The sequence below is a fragment of the Luteibacter aegosomaticola genome (genome assembly GCF_023078475.1).
Lineage (GTDB): Bacteria > Pseudomonadota > Gammaproteobacteria > Xanthomonadales > Rhodanobacteraceae > Luteibacter > Luteibacter aegosomaticola.
The window spans coordinates 3827926-3839965 of the sequence record NZ_CP095741.1 but is presented as its reverse complement, the minus strand read 5'-3'; the positions used below and the strand labels follow the sequence as shown (position 1 = coordinate 3839965).

The window sequence follows — 12040 nt, the reverse complement described above, 5'->3', positions numbered from 1 at the left end:
CCTGTCCGCGCCCCGGACGGGCTTCTGCAGGACAGTAAGTCATGACGGTTCAGTTCAGCCTCAGTTCCAACGCTCCTGAGTCGACCACCACCCCGGTGGCCGTGGTCGGCGTCTACGAGAACGGTATCCTGACCAGCGCCGCGGCCAGGATCGATACGGCCGCCAACGGCGCCATCAAGCGCCTGGTGGAAGGCGGCGATGTTACCGGCAAGGTCGGCAACGTGGTCACCCTCCTGCACCTGGCCGGTGTCGCCGCCGCCCGCGTGCTCGTGGTCGGCCTGGGTGCCCAGAAGACCTTCGACGCCGCCCGCTACCAGCGCGTCACCCTGGAGGCCGCCCGCGCCATTGGCCGCCTGCCGGTCACCGAAGCCACCAGCTGGCTGCCGGAAGTGGACGTCCCGGGCCGCGATACCGCCTGGAAGCTCCGCGTGGCCGCGCTGGCCACCGACCATGCCGCCTACCGCTACACCGCCACGGTGAAGCCGCGCGACAAGGCACAGCCGGAACTGGCCTCCATCGCCTTCGCTGGCCCGGCCGATGCCGACAGCGGCCTGGCCCAGGCCCGCGCCATCGCCGAGGGCGTCCGCTTCGCCCGCGAGCTGGGCAACCTGCCGCCGAATATCTGCAACCCCATCTATATCGCCGACCAGGCCCGTGCCTTCGCCGAAGCCCATGAAGGCGTAACCTTCGAGGCCCTCGACCGCGCCGACATGGAGCGTGAAGGCTTTGGCTCGCTGCTGGCCGTGGCCCGTGGCTCGGTCAATGAGCCGCGGCTGGTCATCCTGCAGTGGAACGGTGGCAAGGAGGGCGACCGCCCCTACGCCTTCGTCGGCAAGGGCATCACCTTCGATACGGGCGGCATCAGCCTCAAGCCGGGCCCCGGCATGGAAGAGATGAAGTTCGACATGGGCGGCGCCGCTGGCGTGCTTGGTGCCTTCGTGGCCGCCGTCGAGATGAAGCTCCCGGTGAACCTGGTCTGCGTGGTCCCGGCTGTGGAAAACATGCCGGACGGCAACAGCTACCGCCCGGGCGACGTGCTTACCAGCCTCGCCGGCATCACCATCGAGGTGCTGAACACCGATGCGGAAGGCCGCCTGATCCTGTGCGATGCGCTGACCTACACCGGCAAGCGCTTCGATCCGCACACCATGATCGACGCCGCCACGCTGACCGGCGCCTGCGTCGTCGCCCTCGGCAAGCATGCCTCGGGCCTCATGACCAAGGATGAATCGCTCTCGGCCGAGCTGCTGGCCGCGGGTGAAGACACCCTCGACCGTGCATGGCGCCTGCCGCTGTGGGACGACTACCAGTCGCAGCTCGAGTCCGGCTTCGCCGACGTGGCCAACATCGGTGGCAAGTACGCCGGTGCCATCACGGCCGGTTGCTTCCTGGCCCGCTTCACGGAAGGCCGGCGCTGGGCGCACCTGGATATCGCTGGTACCGCCTGGGACGAGGGCCGCAAGGGCCTCGCCACCGGTCGCCCGGTGCCGCTCCTGGCCCAGTGGCTGCTCGATCGCGTCAACGGTTGATCGCACCCGATGCCGCGCGCCGACTTCTACCTGATCGACAAGCCGCGTTTTCGCGAAGACCCGCTGCTGCTCGTCTGCGAGCTGGCCAAGCGGGCTTTCGGGGCAGGCCAGCCCACGCTGATCCTCACCCGTGATTTCGAGCAGGCGGAAGCGATCGACGAGTACCTGTGGGCGTTCGACGAAGACGCCTTCATCCCCCACCAGCTGGCGGGGGATGAAGACGACGAGAACACCGCGGTGCTCATCGTGCCGCCGGGTGTCGAAACCGCCGACCGGCCGATGGTCATCAACCTGCGTGATGTCTGCGCACCGGGCCAGTTCGATCGCGTGCTAGAAGTGGTGGCCGCCGATCCGGCCGAGCGTGATGGTTCACGAACGCGCTGGGCGGAGTACAAGAAGGGCGGGTTCGAAGTGAACAAGCACGATATGTAAAAAGAAACCCGCCTCACGGCGGGTTTTTTGCTTTCGTAGGAGCCCACCCTGTGGGCGACATCTTTCGCGATGTCGCTGCAGGGTCTGTGGCGCTTTCGCGAACGGCGTCGCCCACAGGGTGGGCTCCTACCACGCCGCGCGATGCGGGGGGCTCAGCCCCCCAGCTTCCGCGCCTGCTCGCGCATCGCCTCAGCCTGGCGCGTCCAGTCGGTGATGCGCTGGCGCTCCTGCGCTACCACTTCTTCCGGTGCGTTGGCGACGAAGTTGGCGTTGCCCAGCTTGCCTTCGCACTTCTTGATCTCGCCTTCGACGCGGGCGATTTCCTTGGCGAGGCGGGCCTTCTCGGCGCCGACATCGATCAGGCCTTCCAGCGGGATCAGCGCGCGCATGCCGCCGACGATGGCGACTGCGGCGGCGGGTTCGTCACCCTCGACCCACGCCGGGGATTCCACGCGGCCGAGGAACGCGATCTGCGCGGCGAACTTGGCGCTACGGGCGCGATCCGCCGCATCGCCGTCGGCGAACAGCAGCGGGATGACCTTGCCCGGCGCGATGTTCATCTCCGCGCGGATGCGGCGCACACCCGTGAGCACGCCCTTCACCCATTCGATCTCCGCCGTGGCGGTGGCATCGGCATTGACCTCGTCGGCCTCCGGGTAGGGGCGCAGCATGATGGTCTCGCCCTCGATGCCGAGCACCGGGCGCACGTTCTGCCAGATCTCTTCCGTGACGAACGGGATCAGCGGATGCAGCGCGCGCAGCAGGGTCTCGAGTACATGGACGAGCGTGTAGCGCGTCGAGGCGATCGCGGTTTCATCGGTGCCGTTGAGTGCGGGCTTGGACAGCTCGAGGAACCAGTCGCAGAACTCGTTCCAGGTGAACTCGTACAGCGCCTGCGAGGCGAGATCGAAACGGTACACAGCCAGCTGTTCCTTCACCGTCGCCAGCGTGTCGCGCAGGCGGGTGAGGATCCAGCGCTCGGCTTCGGTCGACGGCGCCACCTTTTGCACCGGGCCTTCGCCCAGGTTCATCAGCACGAAGCGCGAGGCATTCCACAGCTTGTTGACGAAGGCCTTGTAGCCGGCGGCGCGCTCCAGATCGAACTTGATGTCGCGGCCGTGCGTGGCGAGCGAGGCGAAGGTGAAGCGCAGCGCATCGGCGCCGAACGAGGGGATGCCCTCGGGGAATTCCTTGCGCGTGGCCTTGTCGATCTTCTCGGCCATCTTCGGCTGCATCAGGCCCTGCGTACGCTTCGCGAGCAGGTCGTCGAGCGTGATGCCGTCGATGATGTCGAGCGGATCGAGCACGTTGCCCTTCGACTTCGACATCTTCTGGCCATCCTTGTCGCGGATGAGGCCAGTGAAATAGACATCCTTGAACGGGACTTCGCCGGTGAAGTGGTCGGTCATCATGATCATCCGGGCGACCCAGAAGAAGATGATGTCGAAGCCGGTGACCAGCACGTTGGTCGGCAGGTAACGATCGAAACCACGCTCGGCCTGCGCCTGCGCGTCGGGCCAACCGAGCGTGCTGTGGCTCCACAGCGCGGAGGAGAACCAGGTTTCAAGCACGTCGGCATCGCGGCGCAGCGCGCCGGTGTAACCCTGCGCGGCGGCCAGCTTCGCGGCTTCCGCATCGTCGTGGGCCACGATGATCGAACCATCGTCGGTGTACCACGCCGGGATCTGGTGGCCCCAGGTGAGCTGGCGGCTGATGCACCAGTCCTGGATGTTGGTCATCCAGTGGCGGTAGGTGTTGATCCAGTTTTCCGGGACCAGGCGCACTTTGCCTTCTTCGACGATCTCGAGGCCACGCGCGGCGAGCGTGTCCATCTTCACGAACCACTGCCAGGTGAGGTACGGCTCGATGACCTGGCCGGTACGGTCGCCACGAGGCACCTGCAGCTTGTGCTTCTTGGTCTCGACGAGCAGTTCCTGCGCTTCGAGATCGGCGAGCACCGCCTTGCGCGCGACGTAACGGTCGAGGCCGCGGTACTTCTCCGGCGCAGCGTCGTTGATCGCGGCTTCGTCGGTGAGGATGTTGATCATCGGCAGGTTGTGGCGCTGGCCGATGGCGTAGTCGTTGAAATCGTGCGCCGGGGTGATTTTCACGCAGCCAGTGCCGAAATCCGTCTCGACGTACTCATCCGCGATGATCGGGATCTGGCGGTCGGACAGGGGCAGGGCGAGCATGCGGCCGATGAGGTGCGCGTAGCGCTCGTCTTCCGGATGCACGGCCACGGCAACGTCGCCCAGCATGGTCTCCGGGCGCGTGGTCGCGACGATCAGCTCACCCGAGCCGTCGGCCAGCGGGTAGCGAATCGACCACATCGAGCCGTCTTCTTCCTCGCTCACCACCTCGAGATCGGAGACGGCGGTCTTCAGCACCGGGTCCCAGTTGACCAGCTTCTGGCCACGGTAGATCAGGCCTTCCTCGTGCAGGCGGAAGAAGGTTTCGACGACGGCCTTCGACGGGCCCGGATCCATGGTGAAGACTTCGCGGCTCCAGTCGCCCGACACGCCCATGCGGCGCATCTGGCGGCCGATGGTGCCGCCGGACTGCTTCTTCCACTCCCACACGCGCTCGATGAAGGCATCGCGGCTGAAATCGGCGCGCTGCTTGCCTTCGGCGTTGAGCTGGCGGGTCACCACCATCTCGGTGGCGATGCCGGCGTGGTCGGTGCCGAGCTGCCACAGGGTGTCGTAGCCGCGCATGCGGTGGTAGCGCACCAGCGTATCCATGATGGTGTGCTGGAACGCATGGCCCATGTGCAGCGTGCCCGTGACGTTGGGCGGCGGCAGCATGATCGTATAGGGCGTGCCCTTGCCGGACGGCTTGAAGTAGCCGTTGGCTTCCCACTCGGCGTACCACTTCGATTCGATCAGGCTGGGCTCGAAACTCTTGTCCATGCGTTGGTTCCCGGCGCGCACCCTGTAGGCGCGCTGTTTGGCAGGCGAAAAGAGGGTCATTGTAGGCGATACTGGCCCGATGACTGAACACGAAGTGGCCGCGATCCTTGGCGCGGAGGGCCCGTTCGCCCGTGAAGTACCGGGATTCGCGCCCCGCGAGGCCCAGCAGCACATGGCCGCCGCCGTGGCGCGGGCCATCGATGATCGTGACGTGCTTATCGCCGAAGCCGGTACCGGCACCGGCAAGACCTTCGCGTACCTCGTGCCTGCCCTTGAATCGGGCCGTAAAGTCATTGTTTCAACGGGCACCAAGGCCCTGCAGGACCAGCTGTTCTTCCGCGACCTGCCGCGAGTGCACCACGTGCTGGGCAGCCGGGCGAAGGTCAGCCTGCTCAAGGGCCGGGCGAACTACCTGTGCCTGTACCGGCTGGACCAGGCCGTGCGCGAGGGTAACCCCGATCGCCAGCTGGCCACCCAGCTTTCGGCCATCCGCGCCTGGTCGGCCCGCACCCGCCGCGGCGACCGCATGGAAATGGCTGATATCCCTGAAGATTCAGCGGTGTGGCCGCGGGTTACCTCCACGCCTGAGAACTGCCTGGGCAGCGAATGCCGGTTTTTCGAGGACTGCCACGTGGTGAAGGCCCGGCGCGAGGCCATGGAGGCCGATCTCGTCGTGGTGAACCACCACCTGCTCATGGCCGACCTGGCGCTCAAACAGGAGGGCTTCGGCGAGATACTGCCGGGCGCGGATGCGTTCATCCTGGACGAGGCCCACCAGCTCCCCGAACTGGCCGGCCAGTTTTTCTCGCAGAGCGTCGGTTCGCGCCAGTTGACCGACCTCGGCCAGGACGCGCTGGCCGAAGCCCAGGGCGTCACGGGCGCCACCAGCCAGCTGTTGGAGCCGGTGGAAGCCGTGCAGGACCTGGTCAAGCGCCTGCGCCTCGCGATGGAGCCGCTACCGCCCAAGGGGCCGTTCGGCGCCCTGGAGCGCGATAACGGTACCCACGAGCTGATTGGCGAGTTGCGCGACGTGGTCGCGGCCATGGCCGATCTGCTGGCCGGCCTCGGCGAACGTTCGCGCGGCCTGGCCAACGTGCACGAGCGCGCCCAGATGCTGAGCCTGCGCCTCGATCGCATCGCCGAGGAACACTCTGCGGCTGACGTGCGCTGGTACGAGACCTGGCCGCGCGGCTTCGCACTGCACGCCACGCCGCTGGACCTGGCCTCGCCCTTGCGCGCCATGCGCATGGCGACGGACGCGGCATGGATCCATACCTCGGCCACGCTGTCGATCGCGGGCGATTTCCAGCATTTCGCCCGCCAGCTTGGCCTGGAAGATCCGCAGACGCTGCACGTGGAGAGTCCGTTCGATTACAGCCGCCAGGCGCTGGCTTATTTGCCGAAGGATCTCCCTGATCCGTCGGCACGTGACCACACCGACAAGGTGATCGCCGCCATCCTGCCCGTGCTCGAGGCCTCAGATGGACGCGCCTTCCTGTTGTTCACCTCGCACCGTGCGCTACGCCGCGCCGCTGAACTGCTCGAGGGGCGCGTGCCGTGGCCCTTGTTCGTGCAGGGCACGGCGCCGAGGCATCGCCTGCTCGAGGAATTCCGCCTGAGCGGACGCGGCGTGCTGCTGGGCGCCGCCAGTTTCTGGGAAGGCGTGGACGTGGCGGGCGACGCACTGAGCGTGGTGGTGATCGACAAACTGCCGTTCGCCATGCCGGATGATCCCGTGCTGCAGGCGCGCCTGGAAGCGCTGGAAGAGGCGGGCATCAACCCGTTCATGGGCTGGCAGGTACCCACGGCGGTCATCGCGCTGAAGCAGGGCGCGGGCCGCCTCATCCGCGATGTGCACGATCGGGGCGTGCTGGTGCTATGCGATCCGCGCCTCACCACCAAGGGCTACGGCCGCCTGTTCCTGGCCAGCCTGCCGCCCATGCCCCGCACCCGCGAACTGCCCGACGTCACCGCATTCCTCAAGTCCATGCCGTAGGAGCCCACCCTGTGGGCGACATCTTTCGCGAAAGCCCCGCAAGACCCTGTGGCGGCTGTACGAACGGCGTCGCCCACAGGGTGGGCTCCTACACGAGCGATGTCGCCCACAGGGTGGGCTCCTACACGAGTGATGTCGCCCACAGGGTGGGCTCCTACGGGCACGGTTTCGCCCGAGTTGGGCAGCGAATTGCCTCACGCGGCACCCGTCATGCGCCGCGACCGGCGCGAGCATCCTCCCCACATTCGCCAAGGGAGGTTCCACCATGTTCCGCTGGACGCAATCAATCACCGCCAAGGTGCTGGGCATCGGCGTACTCGCGCTGTTGATGCTGATACCGCTTAGCCAGGCCGACGGCATCGTCCGCGAGCGCGAGGCCATGCGCACGTCCGCCGTGGCGCGTGTCGCCGGCGGCTGGGGCGGGGTGCAAACGATCGGCGGCTTCCTGCTCGCCGTGCCTGCCCGTGCGGAAGTGCACGACAGCAACGGCCGCATCGTGAGCGTGCAGGACACCACGCACATCGTGCTGGCCGACGAGATGTCGACCACCGCCGATCTCGCCGTGGAACGCCGCAGCAGCGGCATGTACGAGGTGCCGGTCTACACCAGTGACGTGACCATCCGCGGCCGTTTCCTGCCGGAAGACCTCGTGCATGCCGGTGAGGAGAGCGGCACGATGTTGAGCGGTGGGAAAGCGGAGCTTCGCTTGCTCATCGCGGATACGCGTGGTTTGCAGGGCATCACCGCTGCGACCGTCGATGGCCGCCCGGTGCGCCTGCAGTCGTCAGCAGCGACCATGGGCGGCTACAGCGTGCTCACCGCACCGTTCCCGGTAGATCCGACGCGCGCCACCCCGATCGACTTCGCACTGACCCTGCGCATCGCGGGTACCGAGTCGTTCTCGGCGTTGCCGCTGGCGCGCTCCAGCACGCTGCACCTGCGCTCGGCGTGGGCCGACCCAAGCTTTGCCGGCGCGATGTTGCCGGGGCGCCGTTCGGTAACGGCGAAGGGCTTTGACGCCACCTGGCAGGTCATGGACCTGAATCGCGCGTACGGCCAGCACTGGGACGCCGCGAGCACGGATGTGAACAACCGCCTTGCCGATTCCGCCATGGGCGTAAAGCTGGTGAAGCCAGGTAGCGTCTACCAGCAGAACGACCGCGCCGGGAAATACGGTCTCCTGTTCATCGCGCTCACCTTCGTCGCCTTTTTCCTGTTCGAAGTGCTGAAGGGCCTGCGCCTGCATCCGGTGCAGTACCTGCTGGTGGGCGCGGCCATGGCGAGCTTCTACGTGTTGCTGCTGGCGCTCTCCGAGCAGATCGGCTTTGGCCCGGCCTACGTAGTCGCAGCCGCCACCGTGGTGCTCATCGTGGGCGGCTACGCGGCCGCGGCCTTGCGAGCCCGAACGGCCGGCGTGGTGCTGGGCGGTGTGCTGGCCCTGGTTTACGCCATACTGTATGGCCTGATCGGCGCGGAACAGTACGCGCTGCTGATCGGCTCGGTGGTACTGGTCGTGGTCATCGCGCTGCTCATGTACCTCACGCGCCGCATCGATTGGTACGCCTACGGGGTGCCGTTCACCAGCCAGACGGAAACGCCATGAACTTCCTCGCCATCGAAACCTCCACCGAAGCCTGCTCCGTCGCGCTCGTCCATGGCGATGAAGTGATCGAGCGCAGCGAGATCGCGCCGCGGCGGCATGCCGAGCTGGTACTGCCCATGGCCGACGCGTTGCTTGCCGAGGCAGGGCTTGCCCGTACGGCACTCAACGGGATTGCGGTTGGGCGTGGGCCGGGCGCCTTCACCGGCGTGCGCCTGGGTGTGTCGCTGGCCCAGGGTATGGCCATGGCACTCGATATCCCTGTTGTTACCGTCTCGTCGCTTGAGGCGCTGGCGCTGGAGGCGCCGGAAGACGATGCCGCGATCCTCTCGGTGATCGACGCCCGCATGGGTGAGATCTACGTGGCTGCATGGCGCCGCGAGGGCGATGGCAGCGTGAGCCTGATGGACCACGAACGCGTGGACACCGCCGCTGCACTGCTGTTGCCCGAGGCACCGGCATGGCACGTGGTGGGCACGGGCTGGGCCACCTACGAAGCCGTGCTGCGCGAACGCATCCCGGCGCCGATCCGTTCCGCGGACGGTGCGCGTTTCCCGCAGGCCCGGCACGTGGCGGAAGTGGCCGCGAAGCGCTTCCGTCACGGTGAAGCGGTAGCACCGGAACTGGCACTCCCGGTCTACCTGCGCGACAAGGTTGCGCTCACCCTGGTGGAACAAGGCAAGGCCTGAACCCCGCTCCTACAGGGCTTGGCGGGAGACTACCGAGGCTTCGATCACCGCGCAGACGTGTTCGAAGCACGCGTCGTCGAGCCACGGGCTGTTGGTGACGGTGAGCGTGCGCGCGGCGAAGTCGCGCGCGTTGGGAATGTCGTCACCGCCGGCCATTGTGCCGAGGTACGGGTAATCCGGCAGGGCATGTACGAACATCCGCGCCACGCCGTGGCGCGACGCCCATAGCCGCTGCAACACCGCATCGCGGGTGGCCTCATCGGGCAATAGCAGCATCAGGTACGGCCAGGTACCACCCTCGTCAGTGAATACATGTACGCCCGGGATCGAGGCCAGTGCAGGGATGCGAGCACGAGCCTGCGTCGTGGTGGTCTCGATGAAATGCGGCAGGCGGTGGAACGCCCGGGCGCCGACGGCCCGCCGCCAGCGGCCCACCCGATGCAACGGGAAATCCGCATCGAAATGCTCGCCCGCGGCGCCTAGCAGATCACCGCGGCGCAGGGCACGGCGCAATGGCTTGCCATAGGCCATGCCGAGGCCACGTGGACGGTAGAACGCGGCGTAACCTGCCAGTTCCAGCGTGCGGCGCAGCTCCCAGCCCGGGTGCCAGCCGGCGATGCGCCGCGCAGCGCGACGGAAGCTATCGCGCAACGCTTCATCGCGCGCCACCAGCAGGCCACCTTCGAAAATGGACAGGCCTTTGCCGGCGGCCAGGCTGTAAAAGCCCACGTCGCCGTGCGTGCCAGCCGCACGGCCATCGATGCGTGCGCCGAGCGCTTGTGCCGCATCCTCAACTACCCACGCGCCCACGGCATGGGCGATATGGCTGGCGCTGGCGACATCCGCCGTGCGTCCCCCCAGGTGGGTGGGAATGACGGCCAGGGTGCGTTCGCTGCAGGCTTCTTCAAGCCGCGCTGTATCCATGTCGAAGTGCCCGGGGCGCAGATCGACCAGGTGCGGCTCCAGCCCGGCACGGCGGATGGCGAGCGGCACCAGGGGACAGGTGAAGGCAGGGATGACCACTTCGCGGCGCGTATGCGCATGGTCCGAGAGGCCTGTGAGCGCCACGGTGAGCGCCGCGGTGCCGGAGCATTCCAACTGCGCTTCGTCGACACCCAGCCACTGCGCCGCGAGCGCGGTCAGTGGCGCCGGTACGTCGCCACCCAGGTCGGCGAAACCCAGGGGCAGGCCCGCGGTAGGCGGGGCTTCGCGCTCAGGCCGGAACCACATCGTGGGCACCTTCGTCACCCTCGGCGAATGCCAGGCAGATGATGCCGGCCACGATCGCAATGGCGCCGACGATCTGCGTAGGCGTGACCGGTTCGCTGAACACCCAGTACGAAAGCACCATGACGCTCACTACTTCCAGATGCGACGCAGCGAACGCCGGGCCGACGGGCGCGTGCTTCAGCAGGCTCATCCAGGTAACGAACGCGCCGATGTAACCAATGACGGCGCCGTAGATCCACGGGTGCGAGAACACACGGGCAAACCACGCCACGCTCATTTCCACGGGCAGGGCCTGGTTGCCGGCCAGCTTGAAGCACACGAGGTTCAGCGAATCAAACGCCAGCAGCAGGGCGAAGCCGATGATGTAGAACCGCTTCATCCGCCGGCACCTACGATAGCCACGCCCACGGCGACGAGAAGGATCCCGGTGACACGCATCGGGCTGAGCCGTTCGTGGAACAGGAAACGTCCCGCGATCATGATGGCGATGATGTTGATCGAGCCGAGCAGCACGCCCTTCGATAGCGGCACGAGCGAAAGGAACGCCACCCACACGACGAACTCGAACACGTAGCAGGCGATGCCGACCCAGATCCATGGGCGCGCGAGCATGTACTTCCAGCGCGCGAGGCCGTCACCGGCGAGCTTGTCCGTCGCTGCCGCCTTGAACGACAGCTGGCCACCCGTATCGAGCAGCAGGTTGGCCAGCCACAGCGCGAATGCGAGACCCTGCATCTCAGGCCGCCATGCGCGCAGGCCGCGCATCACGCGCGATGCGGGTGAAGAAATCGGCAGTGCGTTCGATGAGCGTACGGCGCTCACGATCGATCGTGATCATGTGGTAGCTATCGGCGAGCAGCAGCATTTCAACCGGGCCACGCACGCGGCGCGCCACGAGATCGGCATTGGCCGTGCTGGCCACGTCGTCGTCCGCGGCGTGCGCGATAAAGCAGGGCGCGACCACGTCGGGCAGGCGGCGGCGCACGTCGCGCGCCAGCCACCACATCTCGGCCAGCGCATGCCAGGGGTTGCCCGGCAGGCCCGCGGCCTCGCTATCGCCCGAGAGCATCGCGGCGCTGATCTGGGCGCGCAGGCGCTCATCGCGGATACCGTACGGCGGCTGTTCCATGAAGCTGCGCTTGCGGCCGATGCCGAGGCGCTTGCACACCGGCAGCACGAACGACATGTGCCGGCCGATCCAGGGAATGGACCAGCCATCGTGACGGAACGTTGCGCCGAACACGCCCACGCCATCGACCCAGCCGGGCCGCATGGCGGCCAGGCGCAGGGCCAGCACAGCACCCATGGATAGTCCGGCGACGAACAGGCGATCGACTTTGCCGCGCAGTTCCTCGGCAGCGGCTTCCACGCTGGCGTACCAGTCCTGCCAGGTCGTGGCGAGCAGGTCTTCCTCGCTACCGCAGTGGCCAGCCAGGCGCACGCCGACGACGGTGAAGCCGGCCCGGTTCAGGCCCTTGCCGACCATGCGCATTTCCGTGGGGGTGCCCGTGAGGCCATGGATCAGCAGGACGCCATCGCGCCCGCCTTCAAAGTGGAATTCCGTTGCTTCGCTCACGCCCTGGCCTCAGCTTGTCGCCATTTTAGGCAAGCATGCTCGCAAGCCGTGGTTTCAGTGAGCTTTCCGCCCGGCCAAG

General features: G+C 67.0%; 10 protein-coding genes. 5 read left to right on the top strand and 5 right to left on the bottom strand.

Annotated features, from left to right (window positions below; genetic code table 11):
- Nucleotides 1-41: 41 nt before the first annotated feature.
- A complete protein-coding gene (locus L2Y96_RS17120) occupies nucleotides 42-1529 on the top strand; it encodes a leucyl aminopeptidase (RefSeq protein WP_247328576.1) in 1488 nt (495 codons plus the stop codon).
- 9 nt (nucleotides 1530-1538) lie between these two features.
- Nucleotides 1539-1961, top strand: coding sequence for a DNA polymerase III subunit chi (locus L2Y96_RS17115; protein ID WP_247328574.1), 423 nt, complete (start codon nucleotides 1539-1541; stop codon nucleotides 1959-1961).
- A gap of 152 nt (nucleotides 1962-2113) precedes the next feature.
- Here L2Y96_RS17115 and L2Y96_RS17110 read toward each other — a convergent pair whose 3' ends face one another.
- Entirely contained in the window at nucleotides 2114-4870 is a 2757-nt protein-coding gene (locus L2Y96_RS17110; RefSeq protein ID WP_247328572.1) for a valine--tRNA ligase, read from the bottom strand.
- 79 nt (nucleotides 4871-4949) lie between these two features.
- Between L2Y96_RS17110 and yoaA the strand changes: the two genes are divergently transcribed.
- From yoaA to tsaB, 3 genes are all read left to right on the top strand, one after another.
- Nucleotides 4950-6866: a DNA repair helicase YoaA gene (gene yoaA / locus L2Y96_RS17105; RefSeq protein ID WP_247328570.1), complete on the top strand. Its 1917-nt coding sequence runs from the start codon at nucleotides 4950-4952 to the stop codon at nucleotides 6864-6866.
- Between the two features lie 265 nt (nucleotides 6867-7131).
- Complete coding sequence (gene creD, locus L2Y96_RS17100; protein WP_247328568.1) at nucleotides 7132-8469, top strand: cell envelope integrity protein CreD; 1338 nt, start codon at nucleotides 7132-7134, stop codon at nucleotides 8467-8469.
- A complete protein-coding gene (gene tsaB / locus L2Y96_RS17095; RefSeq protein WP_247328566.1) occupies nucleotides 8466-9155 on the top strand; it encodes a tRNA (adenosine(37)-N6)-threonylcarbamoyltransferase complex dimerization subunit type 1 TsaB in 690 nt (229 codons plus the stop codon). Before creD ends, tsaB begins: the two co-directional genes overlap by 4 nt.
- Before the next feature lie 9 nt (nucleotides 9156-9164).
- On the opposite strand, the gene L2Y96_RS17090 is transcribed toward tsaB, so the two are convergent.
- From L2Y96_RS17090 to L2Y96_RS17075, 4 genes are read right to left on the bottom strand one after another with little or no spacing between them, the layout of a single operon-like run.
- Nucleotides 9165-10385, bottom strand: a complete 1221-nt coding sequence (locus L2Y96_RS17090) for a DegT/DnrJ/EryC1/StrS family aminotransferase (protein ID WP_247328565.1) — start codon at nucleotides 10383-10385, stop codon at nucleotides 9165-9167.
- Entirely contained in the window at nucleotides 10369-10764 is a 396-nt protein-coding gene (locus tag L2Y96_RS17085) for a DMT family transporter (protein ID WP_247328563.1), read from the bottom strand. Before L2Y96_RS17085 ends, L2Y96_RS17090 begins: the two co-directional genes overlap by 17 nt.
- Nucleotides 10761-11120, bottom strand: coding sequence for an EamA family transporter (locus tag L2Y96_RS17080; RefSeq protein ID WP_247328560.1), 360 nt, complete (start codon nucleotides 11118-11120; stop codon nucleotides 10761-10763). Before L2Y96_RS17080 ends, L2Y96_RS17085 begins: the two co-directional genes overlap by 4 nt.
- Nucleotide 11121: 1 nt before the next feature.
- Nucleotides 11122-11961 carry an alpha/beta hydrolase gene (locus tag L2Y96_RS17075; RefSeq protein WP_247328557.1) on the bottom strand — a complete coding sequence of 280 codons (840 nt, stop codon included), beginning with the start codon at nucleotides 11959-11961 and terminating at the stop codon, nucleotides 11122-11124.
- Nucleotides 11962-12040: the final 79 nt, after the last annotated feature.